Raw genomic sequence first — 21,926 nt, forward strand, 5'->3', positions numbered from 1 at the left:
TTTACTTGTAATGGTTTTTGTTATGAGAAAAGGGAAACTGGCGGCGCTCGAGGAACTGGCGTTTCAAATCGCACACTTAGAGCCAAATAAGCGTAGCTGTCAGAAATCACCAAGCTCAGTCTTGAGAGTATTGGTGTCGTTGGAAGTGTATCGTGATGAAAAGTCGAGAAGTGGCTAAAAGGACAAGGCTTACCTTTGTGGCTGACAGAATTGTCGCCCTCTTCTATTTGAACCAACTCAAAACCGTTAAGCGTACATAGCGTCGCCCACACGCCCATGCTGTTACCATGAGCATTGATAACAGGCATCAGCGTCACTAGCACCCAACTGAGAGCACTAGCAAATAACATCGAGCGGTAAAAAGGAATTAATCTACGCATAACGGTGACTTAACAAATTTCACACAGCGTAACTAATTCTGAGTGGTAGCTCAAAAACAGGATCAATAAGTGGCTGCTACCTCACAGGTTTTCTTGAATACCTCGATTGACAGGCACAAAAAAGCCCGCCGAAGTGGCAGGCTGATGGTCATTTCTTCAAGTTGGATAAACGGTTAGCTAAACAGTTTGCTCCAGATACTTGGGTTGCGTTTGTCGTGATACTCTTCACGAAGGCTATCGATTTCACGCAGTTGCTCTTTCGCTTCTTCTAGCTTGCCTGCATCAAGATCTGCTTCAATCTTATCTAGCGTTACCGTCAGCTTGTTAAAACCTTCTAGGTAGATATCGAACTTCTCTGGTGGGTAATTACCACGCTTAGATTGTTCAACGATCGCTTGCAAGCTATCAATCGCAGATTTCATGGTTTCAACATCAGACGCTTCTGCCGCCTGTTTGAATTCCATCTTCATCTGCTTCATGTTTTGTTTTAAGTCGACGGCTTCTGCCATTGCGTACGTTGAGCCTAACGCAATTACACACCCCAACACTAAAGGACGTAACATCTTCACTTCTCCATTGAATGCCGAATTCTGAGTCGGCTTTTTAATGCGAGCAGTGTAAAGCAATCCCTTAACACTTGCATAACCAAAAATGTAATCAAGTTTATGCGTTGCGAATCTCGTCATACTCTGCAATTGGCATACGGCCGCGCAGCTCTAAGAATGCTAAGAATTGTTGTGCTGAGTGAGTAATAACCTTGCTGCTGTCGATACCGACTCTATCCATTAACTCACCCACCAAGCTCAGGTTACCCACATCATGGCAGAAGTGCGCATCACTGCCTGTGGTGAAGAAGACACCGAGCTCTTTACCGATTTGGGCAATCTCATGGCAACGGTCTACACTGCCGACACGGCTGTTGCCTTTCAATGTGGTGTTATTGATTTCAATCGCGACATTGTGCTCTTTAGCGCACTTCAGTACAGCCTCAAAATCGAAGTCAAAGTTGGGGTTACCCAAATGGCCTAGCGCGTCAACACGACCGTTTTTGATGATGTTCAACAGCGCTTCAGTGTGCGTAGCACTGTCCGCTGGGCGGAACACTGGCTCATGAAAGCTAGCAATCACCCAATCCAAGTTGCGATCAACGCTATCTGGAATATCGATCTCACCCTTGGTGTTCATGATGTTAGATTCAACGCCACGAATAATCGCAACGCCTTCAAGAAAGCGCGGCAGAATTTTCTGGTTAGAGAAGAACCAGTAATGAGGCGCACCCGGCATTGATTCAGCGTGGTCGGTCGTGCAGAACATATCCAGCCCGTTCTCTTTTGCCGATTTCGCGTTTTCAATCAACGTACTGTATGCGTGACCGCTGGCGTACGTATGTGTGTGGGTATCAACCTTAAATTCCATCATCAACTCTCTTGGTGCGCAAATTGGCGGCTATTGTATACCCACAAGCAACCTGTCGTCAGCCCAAATTGACCCGCAATCTAACCTTACTCTTCGCTGATGAGCTTGATCAACGGCAGCGCCTTTTCCCAACCATGATTGAACATCGACACAAAATCACTGTGAGTATGAATGGTGATACTCAGCAACAAGCGATCTTCTATCGTCTCGATCTGATAGATCTCACGAGATCCGATCCACTTAGATGCCAAATCCCCATCCAATTGCTGCCGATTATCCGGGTTAAAAATGGCAACATGATGAAACTCGAGTTTTTGTAGCGGCAGCACCGTATCGATGATCGCCCTTGTCCCGCCCATATCTGGATCAAAGAAAGTAATGTCACTTCCCTCTTCCCATGCACCATCAAATTGAGACTGAGGTGAAAAGGCTTGCGCCCATCGCTTGTATAGTTCGACATCAGTCAACACGCTCCATACGCGTTGAGGCGTCGCGGCAATCTCGACGTGATAGTTTAAAGTCAGCATATTTTCTCTCCCTGCTCCTTTCTTGACGCTAGTTCATTCTGATTAAAAATCAAACAATTCAATAGCAACCAAAGGAGAATTGCGAAGCCCGACATCAATGGTGCAACCTGACAGGGAAATATGAGCACTTAGAAAGGCTTAGCAGTTTAGGACATTTTTATATCGAAGTGCCATCTCAATGCTTGGTGGTTTTTATTACATTTACATCGTCGATAACAACCCGCGACACAGTAATACACTAGCAATGGAATGAGCATGAATAGCGTAGAACACAGCGAGTTTAATTACATAAAACAACGCATTAATGAAATGAGGCCAGAACAGCTCCACGAAATCAAAGGCGTCATTGAATTTAAAAGGAAATCGCTACTCGATGAGAAACCACTTATCTCCGATGAAGAGATGGAGTTCATCACCATCATGTTCAAGAAAATGGAATAACGGACAAATGTGCTTTTTGATTGAAGATTACTTAAATAAAAACAGCAAGATCAACCTTTCTGATATCAATTACAAGCTACAAGAGATCGTCGATGAACACGGAACAAACCTTGGCTACGAAGTTCTGATCGACCCTATCAATCTATCAAAGAAACTTGCTAACGACGTCTATAAAAGAGAAATAAAATATCCACATCTAAGCCGTGCGTTAGTCACTCGATTAGAGCGATACATTAATCGCCATGTGAGTGACTTCGCCGGCAAGCACCTCTTTATCAACCTAGAGAGAAGCAATCTATGCGATAAATACCTATTGTGCGATCTTGTAATGCTTAAGAACGCGTTAGAAGCACTTAACGCCTATTTAGTCATTGAAATCACTGAACGAAATGTCTGTAAAGACTGTTCCAGCGTTCGTAAAGGCTTTGAATTTCTCCGCGACCACAAAGTGCTGTTGGCCGTGGATGATTATGACCTCAACGCTGATTTTAGAGAGCAAGAGTTACTTTCTGGATTCTATCAATTCGTGAAAGTCGAACACTCAGGCGAAGACAACTACTACAACAAAGTTATTGAACTGAGTAAGAGGACCCGCACAAAGCTGATCATTGAACGGGTCGAGTCTCACCTAGAGCGAAGCGATATCACTCTACATCAGGTGCCTTTTTGGGGCTTACAAGGGTTCTTATATAATACGCGATCGGTCAGTCTATAAGGAGAGAGCTAGCAAAACTGTCTCAAATTACAGAAGCTGCAATCTTTGCTGGTATCTTGCAGACACTGAAGTTTCTTTTTGACCTTAGGGATCAAAATTGGGTTTGCAATGGAACGAACGATATCCACCTTAACAAGGTATAAGCCGACTTTTTGGCTTCTGTCCTTCGGTGGGTAGTATTTCACTTCTTCTGCGTTAAACACTTTTTTCGCCAATTCTAGAATTGGGTATCCAGAAACAAACATGTATACGTAGTCTTTTGTCTTATAAAGATCGAGTAAGTAATAGCAAATAGCCTGCACCACTAATTCAAAAAAGTGAGTCGAGTTCATTGAGTAACCCAGCTTCACTAAGCAACTGCGCTTGAGCTCACTTTCAGGAATAGAAATAAAGCTTGGTAGGTTATTCAACTTCTCCAAATTGAGGATGCCCGCCCAGTGACCAACGATGTCATCTCTTTTATTTTTCAACAAAATACATTGATATTTGATGTCCGTCTTCATCGCATAAAGTTCACTGATGAAGCCCTCTAGAGCGGACACATTGCTGTAAAAATCTTGGAATGTATCCATATGCTCATAGTAAGTCTGACAACGCACTTCACTTCGAACGCATTCTGTCACCTTGTAGTACGAGAGCGCGGTTAACGAGAAGTCGAATGCTTTTACCAAGTTAGCCACGACCGATGCATAACGCACTGGAAATTTATGCTGGCTTTCGTCGATATTCAGGAAGATATCTATCAAGCTCACTTCCAACGAACGTGCTATGTAGAACTGTTTATACAAAGGCGGCACCACTTTCCCGTTCAACCAACGACTCAAAGTGATCGTGTCCAAACCTTTAAATTCTTCGTAATAATTTTGCTGTAAAATCGCGATCAGTTCTTTTCTAGAGATTGATTTTTCCTCTAGCCAAGAAGCGAGCTCCCTCTCAAATTTGTAATTCATAAATCCACCACTTAAATGCTAATTAACCAAGGTACTTTTATAGTTTGTTGTATTGCCGTCATCTCCTAGGATGTCGAACTGTACTTGTTGTGTTTTTAGTTGTTGAGCCAGCGTTAGATTAATGCTGGAGAAAGGTTCAACAGTGATTCTTTCAAACTTCTCTTCTCCTACTTTGATAGCGAGAAAATTCGCATACCAAGGCAGTTCATTGACAACCTTGATGCTCTCCCCTGTCTGTACGAAGCGAATCTTCTCAAAGGCTTGCTTATTTGGTTTTTCAATCCCTTCGGGACGAACAAATACTTTTAATCTCAACCTCAATGGCAAAACGATCTTTTGGCTGTTTGCATTGGCTTCATCTGTCACTTCGTTTACCTGAAAGATGTTTAACCACAGCAAGTTTTCACGGTCATCGAACTGCAAATCTTCTCGATTAAGTAACAAACGCGCTCCCCTTACTTCCTCTGGCGCCATCTTGAAAATAGGCGGAACAACGAACAAAGGCGTCTCCACTTCAGAAGGGGAAACGGTGAGATCCCCAGTATCTGTCCAAATCTGCAATAGCACGTTTTCTTCGCCAGTGTTTGCCAGCATAAAACCGGCTTCGGTGTCTCCTTCATTCATTACAATTCGGGTTCTATCGATGTCGACGGCAGCGTTCGCAGTCGATATCCAAAGATTGAGAACCATGAAAAAGAACAAGCATATAAAGCTATTGAAAAGTAACGATAATTTGAGCTTGTGCATAAACTGTCCCTGGGGTGGCGGTTTCGCCACTTATTTTTTCTAGTGAGGCCGTGAAGTGACCTCGATATGTTTCTAAAGACGTGCCTGTCGATTCCAGTTGTGTGACTTCTTTAAAGCCATACCACCCACCAGAATTCCCCGTTCCGGTAGTCGGGCTTGGCAAAAAGTTCATAGCAGTGCCCGAGTCGTCATATATCTTGATGCCAACACCTTCCGCCACGCCCGCATTGCCGTAGTCATTGCTTAGCAAGTACGTCAAACCTCCGCCTGTCGTTTTAAGTCCCAACAACTCAGCTTGGCTAACGGCGTTGGCTGAATTCGCTAGCAATCCAATCGCTATTGGCCTGGTCGCGGTCAAACTGCTGCTGGTGTTGGATGTGGTTCCCGATTCCGCATCAAGTTCACACGATAGACCGATAGTAAAATTGGCTTGTGAAGGTATGCCGCCATTTAAGGATGCCGCCGTTGTTTTAGGTATGGTCACCACGGGTGTGTAGTCTGAAACTTGGCAAAATGCGCCTCGGATGAAGGTCACTTGATTTGCCCACCCCCATGCGCCAGGCCAATCGCCATACCAGCCGCTGTAGCAACCTCCACCGTGGTCACAGCCAACGCTCAGCCCTGCACTTCGGCCGCCGCCTTTAAACGCAATGTAACCTTGAACACGTTGTGCGGTTGGTCGGTATCGACCGTAATTCAAACCGTAGTTTTTGTACGGCTCTTCCGTCACTTTCAAAACCTCAACACTGACATCACTGAACAATCCGGCATGCACATAGATGTAATTACTGTCTTGAAACATGTCGTCTGGGTTGAGCTTTCTCGATTTCCAGTAGCGTGAGTAGTATTCACCCGTCGCTAAATTGGTCAGACGAAATGCGGCATAGCGATAATCCGAATAGTAAGCTCCTGGAATATCGGGGACGTCATGCTGGCCCGCATAGCCATCGTCACCATTTACCGAGTAGTACTCCCACAAGTCGTCCTTATCCGTTAAGTCACAGCGAAACAACACTTGCTTATCTCCATAAGGCGTGCGGTTTGCAGCGCCTAAGAATGACGTTGTTGCTGATGCGAGTACGCTGCCATAAGGCTGAAAGTTGCTGCCGCTATTGATGTTGATGACACTTGGCAAGCCATACTGGCCAAAGTATCCGTCAGCGGCACCAACAAAGTTATTACTCACGTAATAGCCTGCGCTTTGCGCTTCCGCAGACAAGTAGTTCTGATTGGTTGTATTCAGCTTGGTACAAGTTGCAAAAACTGATGCACTTACAAACCAAACGGATAGGCCAATCATCCTGATTGAATTGTTCATGTTTACCTCATCATGCAGGTTTGTTCTGTAAGAAGAAGGACCTTGTCAGACTTAGGTGGCGTGTAACGAATGTGACACTCTTTGCCCATTCCCCAACGCAAAATCACTTCTTTATTCGTTTCTTTCAATCGGGCATAGACTTGTCCCGCTTGGCCTACCATGCCAATTTTGATGCCTTGTTGGTCGAACGCATCTGCCCCCATTGGAGGAATGCCACCTTCATCCAGAGTCGTGTTAATCAGCACCGCTTTTCCTTTTAAGGTTTCGAACTTGACCTTCACGACGGCACCGGAGTACGGAACCACTTTGCGACTGCCCGTTTTAATCTCTGCGCCGTTATCTAACCCAGTACTTTGCAATGACACATCGGTGTAACGGTAAGGCATTAAAGAAGGCAGTAAGGCATAGCCAGAATCATCTATTCTTGCGCCTTGCCCGTTCATGACTTTGGCACCTTTCGCTCCTTTGGCTTCAACCAGAGCAAATGAATCATTGGTATAAGGACCAAGAGTCACGCCTCCACCATGCACCAAGACCGTGCCAGAAATACCAGCAGACAGGCGATGGTAGTCTTCACCACTCGCAGACGCTAAAGAAACGCCGCCATAAGGAGTTCTTGTGTATAAGCTGCCACCATAGGTATTACTGTCGCCTTCTCGACCGGCATAAACCGAATAGGAAACTGGCGCATCTTCACCCAATGTACCCGACACATTGGCCGTCGAAGATTCGTTCGACTTGCTGTGCGTATGGTTGAATCCAAATGTTGACCAACGGTCATAAAAATCAAATGGAATGGATACACCCAGCGCCACTGTACTTTCGTAGTCACCGCTATCCTGTGTGCCGTAGTAATACTGACGACCGACACTCACGTTGTACGAAATGCTGTTCCAGTGATTGTTGTAGCTCGCTTGATAATCCACACTCTCATCACCGTCGTAGTAATCCACCAAAGAGCCACTTAAGTTGATGGTGCCATACTCGTTCAGCGACTGGCTCACCGACATCGTCAGCCTGTTTCGTTGGTTTAGTGACTGTGATTGATAGTCGTAATCGTCATCACTGGTGTTTTGGTGTTGCTTTCTTAGTCCGAGAACATCTTCAAGTTCCTTATAGTTTTCAGAAGAGTATCGGTATGCCAACAAGGAGAAGTTTGTTCCCGTATCGAATGAGCGACCGTAGTTCATCTCTACTTGCCAACCTCTTTGATACTCTTCTTCCTCATAAACTCGTGCGAAAGAGAATGTACTGTTCACACCAAAGGCACCTATCGGCGTCGCAACCACACCACCAGCTAAGTAAGCTTGATAGTCTTTCCCCATGCGAAGACCGTAGTTGAGCGTTAAACGGTTATTCACACCTTGCTGAATAGAGCCTTCTGCAAACCAGTTGCTAACGTCTTCATAACCACGAACATCCCCTATTACTGTGTTGTAAAGCACTTGCCCTGGTCTAACCGACAGTGGTACCGACGAGTAAGGAACGTTAAATGAACTCACGCTGCCGTCTGCTTCATGAATGAATACCTCTAGCTCACCGTCGCTCTTGGTATCGTTCAAATCGCTGATCACAAAGGGACCAGGGGGCACATCGGCTTCTTTAATCACTTTGCCTTGCTGCTTAATAACCACATGGGCATAAGTCGCCGCGACACCTCGAACCTCAGGGGCGTAACCAAGCTGACTCTGCGGCAGCATGCGCTTGTCTGTCGACAGTTGAATACCACTGAATGACAAGCTGCCAAACATCGACCCATTGGTGTAAGACTCACCTAATAACAACGAACTATTTATCGATGCAATTGGACGTTGAACATAGGTGTTTAACGTGGTGTATTTCGTTTCATCCTCGAGATAACGGAAGTAACCATCATGGCGAAATTGCCATAAGCCTAGGTTCATCCCGACTTTCAAATTACTGTAGAGATAATCGCTGTCTTCCAAGCGGTCATACTCGTTGTGGTAGTAATTCGTATTGTGCTTGATGAACAAAGCCGTCATACCCTCGTCCCACTTCTCTGAGTCGATGTAACCACGTGGCTTGTTGACCATAGCGGCTTGGGGAATATCTAAGTTCAAATGAAAATTGGACTCGTCGTAATTCCACTTCACCATAGGTGCGATCTCTGACAATAAGTGGCAACCAGATTTCGCTTTCCCTTTTGGCTCAACTTTGAGTCCAACCAGCTCAAGTTGCTGTGTCGTAAAGCAGGGTTCTTTGCGTTTCGTTTTCTTATTGAAAGCAGAAGAAACCACACTGCCTTGAGCAATCATTTCTCCATTCACATACAGGTCCACTAGATGACCATTTTCAAACGTAGAACCGTTAAAAGCACCATTGGAAATCGTATGCTTTTTTATATCGACATCACCTTGAAAAAGGGATGGGTCAAAAGCCAGTTCCTCACCGAAGGTTGGCGGGATAGCAAGCAAGGAAAAGATAAAAGACGAACGTTTGACGAACAACATAACACTCACCAAATTTAAAATAGTTTTTAAAATTGGATGGAGTAGCGCTTAGGTATTAAAGCTCCTTGATCACTAATTGTAGTTATTACCAAGTCCACTTTCTCACCCTTCTTCACTTCCATACTGTTGAAAGTAAAGTCCTTATATGAATAAGGAGAAATCATCTTCGCATCTGTAGCCCATCTTTTTCCTTTATGTTCAAAGTAAATACTTGATGATAAAGAAACATGTAATGGCTGATTATTATTAATGCGGATTTTAGCTATTCCATCATGATATTTAATGAGCTGTATTTGAAAATCATCAACCCAATTTCTTTTGTAATTAACCACTGACAATGGTCGATAAAACAGTTTCACTTTGTGCTTCACTGTCACGACAAGCTTATTGCCACTTGAAACCACTTTTGAGATGGCTGCATTGGATGGGATCTGCAAGAAATTAAAGTAAAATACAGACTCTTTGTCTTGGGGCAGCTCTCCTTCTACCCCTTTGATTATTCTTAGTGTTTGGCCTTGCTGCGGTTCGATTTTCGCGATTGGCGGCAGCACAATAAATGGCACTTCATTTTGAGTCGCTTTGGTTCCATCTTCGTTCTCAAACCAAGACTGAACCATGAAGACGTTTTGACTTTTGTTCTTTAGGTAAACGTTAACGAAGGGTTCACCTTCTGGGTAAATAATTCGGCTTCCCGTCATGACAATATTGGCATGGGCAGCGAAGCCAGAAATTAACGTGATAAAGACAACACAGAATCGCAAAAACATTATCACCTCGTTGTTTGGCTTGGTTAGAGAGAGGGGTGAACCTCTCTCCCAACACTGATTACTGGTAAGAAACCGCGTATTGAAGTGACGCGTTCACCGTACCTGCCGTTGCTGCACCTGTGGCGTAGTATTGCGCACTGTATGTCGCGGTATTTGAGGTTTCACCTGCCGCTAGTGCTAGGTCATTGCTGCCTTTAAAGCCGCCTGTCAGATCAATCGCAGAACCTGATGTGTCTAGGATTTGAATCTCAACATTGGTTGCGCTGCCCGTATTACCGAGGTTTCCGTTGCCCGTTACTTGGTTGCCAACAAAGACAGTCGAGATGTTTGGAACACCTGCAACGTCGCCAGTACAGCCAGAGATAGAAATATCAAAGTCAGCACCGCCAGCAGTATCACCATTGGTGGTTAGTTGCGATTTAGATACGGTTTCCAGTAACACCACTGGTGAAGCACTTTCGCCATTCACCGCTACCGTACAAGTTTCATCCGTAACTTCACCCTGGAAAGTGATGGTATTTGCAGATGCCGCAAGTACAGATGATGTGAACAGAGTGAAACCTAAGATAGAAACTAATTGAGTGAGCTTCATATGAAATCTTCCTTTAATCTTGATTTATAAATGTAAACTTCGGGATTCAACATTATTTTGTGAACCAAACTCTCATTTCCTGAGTTCAAATTTAATTTATCAGGCTAATAAAATCTCAAATTAGCATTTTATAAATCATTTCCATAACAATGCTAATAAGCCAATTTCATAGCAACTGGTCTAATTTGATAAGAATATCGATAAGGAATTTAGATACGACAGGGCTTTAGCTACAAATGACTTAAAACTGTCATGGTTATTTTATGTGCTACAGATTTAGAGGAGAGATTACATCGATTTTCAGTCAATTCGATCTTCAACTGAATATAATTCAAGAATAAAATTCTTGCATACGAATGCATTATGGAAATAAAAAACTGTTAATTCAAACTGAGTACTAAGTTCTAAGACAGAGATGAAAAAACATAAAAAAAGCGGAAGATTTATATCTTCCGCTTCTTTTTTTAGTGAATTTTTGTAAATCCGTGCCTCTGTTTTCGCATTTCAAACGTTGCAGAGAACCGAACCCAACATGTGTTTAATATCGTTGCTAGCACAATAAGGCTTATTCCGAATATTTGTCTGTGGCTCATTTGGTCATCGAAAAACATCCATTGCCATACTGCGGTAAACAGTAGATTGGTGAAAATCAGCGGTGCAAGTTGAGAGCCACTGCTGGCCAATTGATACGCTTTCGAACGAAAGACCTGTGTATTGATGATCAAAAGAGACATCAAAAAGACAAGCAATGTATTCGGTGTTTCAAACCCGTGGAGTGAAAGCGAGTGCAATAACACACTTGTATCGTTGAAAAGCATCAGTGGCAATATCAGTAAAGCTGCACAACCGAACGTCCAGAAGTTGATTTCTAACGGCGACAGGTCACTTTTACTCGCTTTATAGAGTGTCAGTTGCGAGCCCGAGTTAAACAAGCCACCAGCCAAGCCCAATAACAGGTCGACTCGCCATGTAAATTCACCATCTGCGCCAGCCAACAGAATCACACCAGTAAATGCCATAACCAGTGCCACTATGGTCGACATTCGAATCTGTCCGCGCATAAAGAGTTTTTCAACGATAGGCATGAACAAAGGCCCTGTCGCAAACAACACCACACCTTCGACTAACGTGAGCGTTTGTAGAGAAGCGATAAAGCACAACTGACACATACCAATACAAAAGGCACGAAGCAAAATGGGTTTAAAAGTCTTGCCAGTAGGGAGAGTCAGGTTTTTGAAACGCAGCATGACCAATAAAATCAACGCCGGAGTGAAAAAGCGTAAGAAACTGAATAGGGTCACCGAAAGATCATCACTGAGCTGCTTCGCTAGCAGTCCAGTAACAGATAAGCTTAATGTAGACATCAGCATAAAGATGACGGGTTTATTTTCGATTTTCATTGGATACTCCTTAATTCATGGAGTATTTTAGGCAAAGGCGTTCATCAGAAATAGCGAGTTATTTTAAACGCTAATGTAAGAAAAACTTACAGATCAAGAATCAGCTTACCGCTAACTAAAAAGGTAATAGGAGTGAAGACACTATGCGCAAATTAGTCCCACTGAAGTCAATCTATGCCTTTGTTGCAGTAGCAGAGACTGGCAGCATGACAGAAGCGGCTCAACTGCTCTCTGTTAGCCACTCTGCGGTTAGCCAAGCCATCAAATCCCTAGAAAGCCAAGTGAACAAGCCTCTGTTTGATCGGGTTGGTCGCCAAGTTCGCCTCAATAACGAAGGGAAAAAATACTATCGCAAAGTCGCACCGGCACTTGAGCAAATCGTCGATGCCACAGAAGCGCTGATTCATGACCAAAATTCCAAGCGCATTACCTTTAACATGGTCAACTCACTGGCCCTGCATTGGTGGATACCTCGAATGTCGAGTTTGCAAGAGTTCGCCCCGCAACTAGATATCCGACTATCTAACTTGATTGGCCAATTCAGTTTGGAACAGGAAGGCATCGATGCCGCCTTGGTGCACGGTAGTCCTCTTGAATGGCAGGACTACTATTGTGAAAAACTGAGTGAGGATGAACTGGTCTTGGTGTGCAGCCCTGAACTACTCGAACACTCTGCCCCATATGACATTCCAGAACTTCTGAACACTTACCCTATTATCGAAGTTACCAATGATCGCCGAAAACACGACTGGCAAGTTTGGCAAGAAGAAACCGGCATAGAACGTCCAAAAGGGAAAAAGCCGGTCACCTTTGATATGTCGATTCAGGCCGTGCAAGCCACAACACGGCGACTGGGCTTGTTGGTCACGCACCGTCTATTTGTAAAAGATGACATCAAATACGGCCAACTCGTAGAATTAGGGCAGCCAATCATCAATCCTTATCAGCAGTTTTACTTTGTCTGTCCGCCGCACAAACTCAAACATGAGGCGTTTCACTTGTTACGCTCTTGGCTGCGACAAGAGTTTGGTCAGAGCAATATACAACCCTTTGAGTAACCTATAGGCTTTATTAAAATTATTCGTTTCTTAAGTGAATAGATTAATGTCGGAATTGGTATAAAGTAAGAAGAGTACTTTCAAAACCCAAGGATGGCTTTATGAGGTTGTATCATGTCTTAATGAGTGGCGTTTTACTCATGGTGCCACTGTCTGGATCTGCAGAAACCGCCAGTAGCGGCAACGACCCTGATTTAAAAACGTTTATTATTGGCGGGCAACAAGCGTCTGCGAATCAACTCCCCTTCTTTGCACGCCTGATACTGCACCGCACTGGCTCAAGTCAATTTGCCAACATCTGTGGCGGTACGATCGTCAATGACAGGTACATCATGACGGCTGCACACTGTGTAGAATCGGATGTCTTCACCGACGGGTGGACAATCAATGATCTTCGCGTTTTAGTCAAAAACCCAACCATGGATGATGTGTTTGTCGAAGAGTTCAAAGACGTACGCTCTATCACGATTCATCCCGACTACAACGCGAGTGACTTGTGGATCAATGACATCGCGATATTGGAACTGACTCGCCCTATCACAGACAACGTCCAATCCATCACTTTGCCACAGGACTTTGGTGACTACAGTAACCGGTCAGTGTTCCAAATCTTTGGGCTTGGTCAAACCTCAACCAACGATGCGACAGGGCCGAATTACCTGCGCTGGGCAGAGATCCAACCTCTTACAGACTCGCAATGTTCTTCACTGGTTTCTGGTTTCAACTCTCAAGAAAGTTTGTGTGCCAACGGCTTTCCAAACCGAGCTTACACGGGGATATGTAGTGGTGATTCAGGCGGCCCGTTAACGTATCAAGATGGTAGCGGTAATTATCAGCAAATCGGTATCGTCAGTTACGGCTCATCAGTTTGCGAATCTCCTGCCATTCCTAGCGTATTTACTGAAGTATTGAATTACACCCCTTGGATTGAGGCGCAGACCAGCGCTGGCACTAAGACCACTTACGATGCCGCATTAGCCACAACCGAAGATTACCACAGTGAAGGGGATTCAGGTTTTGACCCAGAAGACACCACAAGTAATGACTTCGGTGATAACGGCAGTGATGGTGGTTCTATAGGGTTTGGATGGGTCGCTTTAGGAGGCCTACTGGCTTGGACAAGACGACGTAAGCCTTTGTAGCACGTAGCTTTATCCTTAGTTACAATTTTTAGAATAAAAACTCTAACGCACGTTATTTTCCAGTTCATCTCAAGCCGATAATACTGTTATTATCGGCTATCCAACCATTTTCAGATCAAACTCATGAATAAAGCTGCATCGGCTCGCCGAATCAAAGCGATGCTGTTTCTGACTCTTGGCGTCACCCTATCCGTGTTTGCCGGATTTGCACTGTCGCAAATGTTCGTCATTGAAAAAGATGCATTCCAGCTTATATCAGTAGTCAGCTCAGTAATGGTGGTGAGTTTTTTACGTTACCAATGGCGAGCTTTACCTGCGATTGTATTGAGCTTGATGGCCTATTACTTCTTTACGGGTCGAAGCGTTGAGCATGCATTGCTCTATTCCCTCACGGTTCCCATACTGCCTTTTGCGTTTTCAAGCTTGTTTCACTACCTAAACAGTCGCTCACTTCATCAACCTGCTGCACGGCGGATAAGCCTGTTTTTCATCATTATTGGTTGTTTATTTCCGTTCGTTAATACGATCAAGATGATGTTGGTCAATACCTTTGTTGATGGCCAGTTCTTAAGTGCCGATTTTCTGTTTTATGCCACGTTAGGTAACTACTTAACTCAATTGCTGGTCACGCCAATCTTGTACGTGGTGGTCAGTTTGTTAACCAACACCGATACACAGTCCTACCTCGCACTGGATAAACGCTTGAGGGTCTCTAACAACCGTTGTCAAAGCTACATAACTTGGTTGGTAAGTTGCGTCGCGATTTTCTTTGCGGCCGCACTCTCTTCTTCTTCATTTATGCTCAATTCACTGAGCTTCTTTGCCGTCTTACTTGTCGTAGTTGGTTTAGCAAAACACGGTTTGATTCGCCCGCTCTTTGTCGGCTCGCCGTTTATTTTATTGATCCTTAACGACGGTATTCGTCACTTCAATGAAGGATTGATTGGAGACAAACAGTTCTACGGCTTGCTGATCATTATTACCGTGCTCACAACGTTAGCTTACCTACTTGGCGGCTACTCAGTGAAACTGTTTGAGATGACACAAAGACAAATCCGTTCAGAGCGTATCGACCCATATTCAGGGCTTTCGAACATCGCTCAGTTGAAAGAGGACATCAGTCATCAATCGCGTTCCTTGTTGATCTACCTTGACTTAACGCCAACGCTATCGATGTTGACCGATTTAGGGCATGAGGGAAAATCTCAGCTCATCATGCAACTCAGTGAGTTTTTGTATTCACGAAACAACAGCATCAACCGCTGCTATCGCCCGCCTTTCTCTACAGGGCTGTTGAGCTTTACCCATTACTCAGATACTGCTGAGGATGACCTTAACGAAGTCGCCGAGTACTTAGAGAGCTTCCAATTCTACTGGCGAGGCACATCCGTCGCATTGGTGTCGCCGACCATCTTCTGCACGCTCGTTAGCCAAGACCAAGACATTGAGAAAGTGGTGTCGATTCTGTGCGATCAGCCACCGCAGAATGACAGCAGCATCCATTGGGTCAACATTCAATCTTTTGAAATGGACCGCATGGACAAACTCAATCACATTCAACAGGTATTTAAGCGCGAACAGTTTGAGTTGTTCTGCCAACCATACATGAAGCTTTCTGAATCTGAGCCATCGAAACACAGCTTTGAAGTACTTCTCCGCCTAAAAGAGCGCGATGGTCAGGTTCTACCACCTTCGGCATTTTTCCCATTGATTAATCAGTTTGGGTTGGAGCTCAAACTCGACCATTGGGTCATCCTCAATACCTTCCGCATGCTGAGTGACAAGGTTAAGAATTGGGATGAGATTGGCCACTGTGCGATCAACTTAACCGCCAAAACACTCAGTGCCGAAAACCTTGCAGCGCGCATTATTGAAAGTGCCCAAAGCTTCTCTATTCCGTTAAATAAGATTTGCTTTGAGATCACCGAATCATCCGCCCTGATCAATGAACAGCAAGCCATTGCAACCTTGAATTACTTGCGAAAGCAGGGCTGCAAAATCGCGATAGATGACTTTGGAACAGGCTACGCTAGCTTCGCGTACTTACGCAGATTGCCACTGGATATTCTTAAAATTGAAGGAGCGTTTGTTCGTGAGATTACGCAAAATGAGACCGACCGTTTGATCGTCAGCTCTATCGCGACGGTCGCAAAAGAAATGCATTTAGAAACAGTGGCAGAGTTTGTCGAGAGCACCGCACACATTGCGATATTAAGAAGCCTAGGTATCGACTTTGCGCAGGGTTATGGGGTCGCGAAACCGATGCCTTTGAGGGGATATTTAGACGAGCTATTTAAGGCTTCACACAAAGCTCAACAGCCAGAGTTGGAGACGCTATAAGGCTTTGCGCTTTAAGCGAGAGTTGATGATATCTTCAATCAACTTTTGTTCTTTCTTGGCTTTTTCGTAGTTTTGTTTAGTACGCCAACGTTCCAGCACCTTCTTCAAGCCTTGAACTCGGGCGTGTTTGTATTCAAGGTGTTTTTGTACCGATGCGCATTCCGCCTGCATCACCGCTTGCTCGTGTTCGTGGTGGCGCAACATCTTTTGTAGCATTTGGTCGACTCGATTAAGATTCATCAGCGCAGCACTATTAAGGACAGGCGTGGTTAAAGCGGATTGTCCGGCGTGGTTTTTCAAAGCAGAAAGTTGCGCTAGTTGCATCGTAAGGTGGGAGTGACGCTGACGCATGACATCAAGTTGCTGCCCGACTTTGTCTCGCTGCTTCTCTTCCATCAATTGCAGCTTGCCCACCGCCTTAAGTTTCGATTCCATCTAATTCCTTAATCTGCTTATCGAGCAGCAATTACTGCTCGCTTTGAAACATCTGTGCTAACGCCGTCAAACTGGTTGGGTAGTCCACCGCTTCATTGGCTGACTGTTGTAAATAAGCACGTAAATGCGGATACATCGAAACAGACTGATCCAGTTCAGGATCTTGCCCAGGTTGGTATCCACCAAGAGGCAATAACTCTTTCACTTGCAGATAGTTGGAGTAAAGCTGACGGAAGTTATTCGCAATCGTACTGTGCGCTTCATGAGTACAAGCGTTCATACAACGGCTGATGGAGGCGTTGATATCAATCGCTGGATAATGGCCTTGCTCAGCCAGTTGACGAGACAACACCACGTGCCCATCTAGAATTGCACGCGCTGAATCCACCACTGGATCTTGTTGATCATCTCCCTCGGCCAGAACGGTATAAATCGCGGTTAAACTGCCGTGAGGGTTTTCGCTGTTCCCCGCTCGCTCAAGAAGCTGAGGCAAGACGCTGAATACCGAAGGTGGATAACCACGTGAGGCAGGCGGTTCTCCTAAGGAAAGCGCAATTTCACGTTGTGCCATGGCGTAACGTGTCAATGAGTCCATCAACAATAAGACGTCTTTGCCTTGGTCGCGAAAATACTCCGCCACACGATGGCAAAGTAAAGTCGCACGCAGTCGCATGAGCGGAGATTCGTCGGCTGGCGCAGCAACAATAATGGCTTTCTTACGCGCCTCTGGAGTGAGGTTTCGCTCAACAAATTCACGAACCTCTCGACCACGTTCGCCAATCAAGCCCACCACAATCACATCGGCCTCAGTGTTCTGAGTAATCATGCCCATAAGGACACTTTTACCGACGCCACTGCCCGCCATTAAGCCGATACGCTGGCCTTTGCCCACAGTGAGCAAACCATTGATCGCTCGGACGCCAACATCCAAAGGCGTATCAACAGGGCGACGCTTAAGTGGGTTGATCGGTTTAGGTTCAAGTGAAACACGATCTCCTCCCTTAAGCGGCGCACCGTCATCAAAAGGTTCGCCAAGTCCATTCACTACACGCCCTAGCCATTGTGAACTGAGCTGAACCGTACTGTCGCCATCAAGGGGAATCACCTTGGCACCAGCGAACAAGCCACCTAAGCGGCGAATCGGCATTAAGTAGGCCACTGTATGATCAAAGCCAACCACTTGTGCCTCGATCATGTCACCTTCTGCCGTTTCCACTAAGCAACGCTGTTCAAGTTTGAATCGGCACCCGACGGCTTGCAGCATTAAGCCGTTCACTTTAATCAAACGCCCTGTTACTCGCGCGACAGGAATCGAATCGAGCGACGCCAACGCCTCACTCAATCTCTCGTTTAACAGTTCGTGGCTCAACGTATTACTCATGCTCAGTCTCTACTTGTGGTATCGAGACTTCATCGAGCAAATGTTGTTTTACGTTATCCATGCAGGCTTGCAGACGTGAATCGCAACTTGCGTCTGCCTCTGCGTCTTCTGTTACGAGTTGGCACCCACCAACAGGTAGCTCCGCATTTGCCACTAACTTCCAAGCTGATGGTAGGTCAGCATTGATTTGCGTAATTCGCTCTAAGTCCTGAGGATTAAGATGAACAATCACGCTTTCCGCTTTACCCGGCATGGCTGACAAGGTTTCATCAACAAGAGCCAGAATCTGTTGCGGCATCAAGGTAAGCTCCGCACGAATTACTTGCTGCGCCACCTTCTGCACCAGCTCACAAATCATATGACGCTGCTGTTGTTCTTTGTCATTTTGCCAACGAGACAAGGCTTGAAACAGTTCATTGACTGGCTTCGCCGCTTCAACAAAACTTTGCTTACCAGATTGCTCACCAGAGATGAATCCCTTCTGGAAGCCTTCTTTCTGCCCCTCAAGCAATCCTTGTTGCTTTCCTTGATCAAGCCCCTGACGTAACCCTTCATCATGACCTTGCTGCAAACCTTGTTGGAAGCCTGCTTCAAGCTGCTGTTGGATATCCGCTTGGGTATCTTGCCAACCTTGATTATCTAACGCGAAATCATCTTCAATATTCACTGGCTGGGCCAGCGGTGGAAAACGATGTAAACGGTAGCCACTCGGTGGCAAGCGCATGGTGTTGGTTGCTCTTTCTGCCATTGCCTTACTCCACCGTTTGCTCTTCATAAAGCAGCAATTGGATTTCGCCCGCTTCATCAAGCTCACGAACCAGCTGCATAATATCTTGGCGAGCGCGTTGTACTCGGCTCAACACTACAGCACCACGTAGCTCCATATCGTCTTCCAATGCTTTCGCCATGCGTTGTGGCATTGAACGTTTGATGGTTTGCTGCAAGGTAATCTCGGAGCCTTTTAATGCCACCGCCCACAGTTCCAACGGGATCTGCTGAACAAGCGCATCCATGGTTTCTTCGCGCTGACGGCCAAGCACCATAAAGTCGAACATGTTCTCTTCGATTTCGTTGACCACGTTTTCATCGTGCAACTTGAGCATTTCCATCAAGGATGCGCGGTCACCTTCGAATCGGTTAATGATGTCTGCGGCCTGTTTCACGCCCGAAAGCGGTGTGCTTTGACTTGCTGACACTTTCTCGATGCAACGCTCCACCAGTTCATGCAGATCGTTCGCCACTTGATGGTCGATGTCTTGCAATTGAGCGATGCGGAACAAGATTTCATCGTGGTAATCCTGAGGTAGATGCTTCAAGACTGCCGAAGAGCTGTCTGCTGGCAAATAGGCCAAGAAAATAGCTTGCATCTGAGGGTGTTCATTGACAATAAAGCGCGCCAACGTTTCTGCTTCTACCCATTGCAAACGCTGCATGTTGTTGCGAATTTCATCGCCATACAGATTGTTGAGTAAGCCTTTCGCTAGGTCATTACCCAAGGCTTTACGCAGCGTATTCGATAGGTACTCTTTTGACGCGCCACGGATACCGCTGTGTTCACGAAAATCTTCGAAGAAATGTTGAATCACCCCTCGTGCAGAATCACTCTTGATGCCATTCAACTTCGCCATTGCACGTGTGACACGTTGGGTTTCATCTCGGCTGAAGTGCTGCAACACTTTGGCTGCCGCATCTTCACCCATGCCCAACAGCACAAGTGCGGTTTGTTCTACATAACTAAGCGTCTGCTTTGACGTCGACTGCGCTGTGTTCATTGATGTTTACCCATTGTTTCAGAATTTCGGCTACACGCTCTGGCTCTTCGTTAGCAATAAGCTGTAGGTGTTTCAATTGAATCTCGAGTGGAGAGCCTGCTGGCGGCAGCATGTCGCTGTTCACATCCAAGCCAGACGACACGGCAATGCCTTTCTCCGACAGTTTGCGGTTAAGCACTTCTTCTCGCTCACGCTCTTCACGTGTCTGAAGGTTGTCGTATTCCGGCTCCACTTGTGGCTCAGCAAATTCAAGCTCTGGTGCTGGTTTGTCCGCCCCCGTTAAGTGCATGATCAAAGGACGAAGTACGAAGAAGATCATCGCTAAGCCCAGCATGCCGCCAATTACGTAGCGCAGTGGCTGCTGTACCGTCGGATCTTGCCACCAAGGCAGTGCTGGCGGCGCATCAATCTCAATCGGAGTGAAGTTAAAGCTCATCAAACTTAGGCTGTCACCACGAGTATTTGAGATACCCACTGCGTCCATGATCATGGTTGAGATCTGAGTTTTGTCCGCTTCACTCCAAGCAACGCCGTCTGGTGCCGCTTGCGAGTTAAGCAATACAGAAACGCTCAACTTTTCGATTTGGCCTTGCTGGTACTGAGTACGACGCACGCTACTTCCAACCGCATACTGACGGTTGATTTCTGAACGGGCATTGGTGTTCTGGCTATCGTTGGTTGGTGTTTCCCCAGTTACTGGCGGTTGATTGCTCAGCGAGCCTGGAATACCAAGTGCAATTTGATCAACGGAATTGTTTTGAATGGTATGCTCGTTACGAACCACTGGCGCGTTATCAAGGATCTCTTGGGTTTCCTCGACTTGGCTGAAGTTCATGTCTGCCGCAACTTGTACGCGGAAGTTACTTGGCCCCACGATTGGCGTTAGCATGTCTGCCGCACGTTGGATAATCTGCTTCTCAACACTCTTTTGGTATTCAAGGTACTTCGCGTTGACTTTACCCGCCTCGGCAGAAGCGACGTCAGCACTAAGTAGTCGACCGTATTGGTCAATCACTGAAACAAATTCAGGCTTCATTGCCGTGACACTGCCAACCACCAAGTTGATGATCGCTTCCACTTGTTCTGGCTTAAGATCTTCACCCGGCTTGAGTTCCAACATGACAGAAGCCGAAGGGTTTTCCGTGTTTTGGCGCACGAACAAGGTTTGACGAGGAATCGCTAAGTGCACACGCGCGTTTGCTACCGCATTCAGAGACATGATAGTGCGCACTAACTCACCCTCTAAGCCATGACGGTAACGCGCCGTTTCCATAAACTGACTCGTACCCAGAGAGCTGTCTTCTTTCAATGAATCCAGACCGGTTGGCAGTTTGGCTTTGACACCTTTCGACGCAAGCAACATGCGGATACGAGCGACTTCACCTTCTGGAACCAATACTTGGCCATTTTGCTCTTGCATGCGGTAGCTGATGCCTTCAGTTTCTAATACCGACACAATTTCGCCGATATCAAAACGCTCTTGCTGACTGTAAAGCGGACGAAAACTTTGCGAAGAACTCCAGAGCGCTACCACGATGATAGCCGCAACAATGGCCGCTAAAACCGCAGACAATACCAAGTTACGTTGGCTGCTTGACCACAGTTGCTTGAGTTTATTGGTTACGTCATCCATCCCACGGTTTGAGGACAGAGTCTGAGCGGAGCCGGCATGCATTGCAGAATTTCCGGCCACTTGAGTGGATAGTTCTGACATGGGTTACACCGGCATCTTCATGATATCTTCAAAGGACATGACCACTTTGTTGCGTACTTGCATCAAAGCATTGAATGAAAGGCTCGCCTTTTGACTGGCGACCATCGCGCCGACCAAATCGTCACTCGCGCCAGTTTCAACTGCGGTCATTTTTTGGCTTGCTACCGATTGATGCTGATTGACCGTGTCGAGCACATTAGTCATCGCTTGTGAGAAAGAAATCGGTGCATTCAAAGTCTGTTGATCTAACGGGTTTGCACTCACAACAAATTCAGGTGGCTGAGCTTGCGTTCGCATCGCCTCCATTTTAGACAGCATTAACTGCTCTGCTGAGACTGCATTAGTTGGTTGACTTGCCAT

At 45.8% G+C, this 21,926-nt stretch carries 22 protein-coding genes; 5 read left to right on the plus strand and 17 right to left on the minus strand.

Annotated elements, in window-relative coordinates:
• Positions 1-20: 20 nt before the first annotated feature.
• From ACLIIY_RS17720 to ACLIIY_RS17735, 4 genes are all read right to left on the minus strand, one after another.
• Entirely contained in the window at positions 21-380 is a 360-nt protein-coding gene (locus ACLIIY_RS17720) for a hypothetical protein (RefSeq protein ID WP_063344780.1), read from the minus strand.
• A 173-nt stretch (positions 381-553) separates the two neighbouring features.
• Positions 554-943: a cytochrome b562 gene (locus ACLIIY_RS17725; RefSeq protein ID WP_039840069.1), complete on the minus strand. Its 390-nt coding sequence runs from the start codon at positions 941-943 to the stop codon at positions 554-556.
• A 100-nt stretch (positions 944-1,043) separates the two neighbouring features.
• Complete coding sequence (locus tag ACLIIY_RS17730) at positions 1,044-1,796, minus strand: phosphatase (RefSeq protein WP_039987536.1); 753 nt, start codon at positions 1,794-1,796, stop codon at positions 1,044-1,046.
• A gap of 86 nt (positions 1,797-1,882) precedes the next feature.
• Positions 1,883-2,323 (minus strand): SRPBCC family protein, encoded by a 441-nt coding sequence (locus ACLIIY_RS17735; RefSeq protein WP_005436019.1) that lies wholly within the window; start codon positions 2,321-2,323, stop codon positions 1,883-1,885.
• A gap of 255 nt (positions 2,324-2,578) precedes the next feature.
• On the opposite strand from ACLIIY_RS17735, the gene ACLIIY_RS17740 reads away from it, so the two are divergent.
• A complete protein-coding gene (locus tag ACLIIY_RS17740; RefSeq protein WP_033005232.1) occupies positions 2,579-2,764 on the plus strand; it encodes a hypothetical protein in 186 nt (61 codons plus the stop codon).
• Positions 2,765-2,771: 7 nt separating this feature from the next.
• A complete protein-coding gene (locus ACLIIY_RS17745; protein WP_434529021.1) occupies positions 2,772-3,479 on the plus strand; it encodes a diguanylate phosphodiesterase in 708 nt (235 codons plus the stop codon).
• Between the two features lie 8 nt (positions 3,480-3,487).
• Here ACLIIY_RS17745 and ACLIIY_RS17750 read toward each other — a convergent pair whose 3' ends face one another.
• From ACLIIY_RS17750 to ACLIIY_RS17780, 7 genes are all read right to left on the minus strand, one after another.
• The gene (locus tag ACLIIY_RS17750; RefSeq protein ID WP_434529022.1) at positions 3,488-4,429 is read right to left on the minus strand and encodes an XRE family transcriptional regulator; all 942 of its coding nucleotides are present in this window, start codon (positions 4,427-4,429) and stop codon (positions 3,488-3,490) included.
• Positions 4,430-4,447: 18 nt separating this feature from the next.
• Complete coding sequence (locus ACLIIY_RS17755; protein ID WP_434529023.1) at positions 4,448-5,176, minus strand: fimbria/pilus periplasmic chaperone; 729 nt, start codon at positions 5,174-5,176, stop codon at positions 4,448-4,450.
• Positions 5,142-6,494, minus strand: coding sequence for a fimbrial usher protein StbD (gene stbD / locus ACLIIY_RS17760; protein ID WP_041053977.1), 1,353 nt, complete (start codon positions 6,492-6,494; stop codon positions 5,142-5,144). The genes ACLIIY_RS17755 and stbD overlap by 35 nt, the downstream gene beginning before the upstream one ends.
• A gap of 2 nt (positions 6,495-6,496) precedes the next feature.
• Positions 6,497-8,965, minus strand: a complete 2,469-nt coding sequence (locus tag ACLIIY_RS17765; RefSeq protein WP_434529024.1) for a fimbria/pilus outer membrane usher protein — start codon at positions 8,963-8,965, stop codon at positions 6,497-6,499.
• 26 nt (positions 8,966-8,991) lie between these two features.
• On the minus strand, positions 8,992-9,732 hold the full coding sequence (locus ACLIIY_RS17770) for a fimbrial biogenesis chaperone (RefSeq protein WP_005436008.1): 741 nt from the start codon (positions 9,730-9,732) through the stop codon (positions 8,992-8,994).
• A 58-nt stretch (positions 9,733-9,790) separates the two neighbouring features.
• Positions 9,791-10,324 carry a fimbrial protein gene (locus ACLIIY_RS17775; RefSeq protein WP_005436006.1) on the minus strand — a complete coding sequence of 178 codons (534 nt, stop codon included), beginning with the start codon at positions 10,322-10,324 and terminating at the stop codon, positions 9,791-9,793.
• A gap of 464 nt (positions 10,325-10,788) precedes the next feature.
• Positions 10,789-11,724, minus strand: a complete 936-nt coding sequence (locus ACLIIY_RS17780; RefSeq protein WP_434529025.1) for a DMT family transporter — start codon at positions 11,722-11,724, stop codon at positions 10,789-10,791.
• Positions 11,725-11,867: 143 nt separating this feature from the next.
• Here ACLIIY_RS17780 and ACLIIY_RS17785 point away from each other — a divergent pair, with 143 nt between their 5' ends.
• The 3 genes from ACLIIY_RS17785 (at position 11,868) to ACLIIY_RS17795 (ending at position 16,264) form a co-directional block, all read left to right on the plus strand.
• Positions 11,868-12,782 carry a LysR substrate-binding domain-containing protein gene (locus ACLIIY_RS17785; protein WP_005436002.1) on the plus strand — a complete coding sequence of 305 codons (915 nt, stop codon included), beginning with the start codon at positions 11,868-11,870 and terminating at the stop codon, positions 12,780-12,782.
• Between the two features lie 101 nt (positions 12,783-12,883).
• Positions 12,884-13,924 (plus strand): S1 family peptidase, encoded by a 1,041-nt coding sequence (locus tag ACLIIY_RS17790; protein WP_206387595.1) that lies wholly within the window; start codon positions 12,884-12,886, stop codon positions 13,922-13,924.
• 123 nt (positions 13,925-14,047) lie between these two features.
• Complete coding sequence (locus ACLIIY_RS17795) at positions 14,048-16,264, plus strand: EAL domain-containing protein (protein ID WP_434529026.1); 2,217 nt, start codon at positions 14,048-14,050, stop codon at positions 16,262-16,264.
• On the opposite strand, the gene fliJ is transcribed toward ACLIIY_RS17795, so the two are convergent.
• Genes fliJ through fliE form a run of 6 tightly spaced genes read right to left on the minus strand, consistent with a single transcriptional unit; the run spans position 16,259 to position 21,926 of the window.
• Positions 16,259-16,699, minus strand: coding sequence for a flagellar export protein FliJ (gene fliJ / locus ACLIIY_RS17800; protein WP_434529027.1), 441 nt, complete (start codon positions 16,697-16,699; stop codon positions 16,259-16,261). The two genes, ACLIIY_RS17795 and fliJ, sit on opposite strands and share 6 nt — an antisense overlap.
• A gap of 31 nt (positions 16,700-16,730) precedes the next feature.
• A complete protein-coding gene (gene fliI / locus ACLIIY_RS17805) occupies positions 16,731-18,080 on the minus strand; it encodes a flagellar protein export ATPase FliI (protein ID WP_434529028.1) in 1,350 nt (449 codons plus the stop codon).
• Positions 18,073-18,828: a flagellar assembly protein FliH gene (gene fliH, locus ACLIIY_RS17810; protein ID WP_334544070.1), complete on the minus strand. Its 756-nt coding sequence runs from the start codon at positions 18,826-18,828 to the stop codon at positions 18,073-18,075. Before fliH ends, fliI begins: the two co-directional genes overlap by 8 nt.
• Before the next feature lie 4 nt (positions 18,829-18,832).
• On the minus strand, positions 18,833-19,852 hold the full coding sequence (locus tag ACLIIY_RS17815; RefSeq protein ID WP_009704996.1) for a flagellar motor switch protein FliG: 1,020 nt from the start codon (positions 19,850-19,852) through the stop codon (positions 18,833-18,835).
• The gene (gene fliF, locus ACLIIY_RS17820; protein ID WP_199454000.1) at positions 19,815-21,566 is read right to left on the minus strand and encodes a flagellar basal-body MS-ring/collar protein FliF; all 1,752 of its coding nucleotides are present in this window, start codon (positions 21,564-21,566) and stop codon (positions 19,815-19,817) included. Before fliF ends, ACLIIY_RS17815 begins: the two co-directional genes overlap by 38 nt.
• A 3-nt stretch (positions 21,567-21,569) precedes the next feature.
• Positions 21,570-21,926, minus strand: a complete 357-nt coding sequence (fliE, locus tag ACLIIY_RS17825; protein WP_005435984.1) for a flagellar hook-basal body complex protein FliE — start codon at positions 21,924-21,926, stop codon at positions 21,570-21,572.

The organism is Vibrio sp. K4, from assembly GCF_051122595.1.
Taxonomy (GTDB): Bacteria; Pseudomonadota; Gammaproteobacteria; order Enterobacterales; family Vibrionaceae; genus Vibrio; species Vibrio owensii.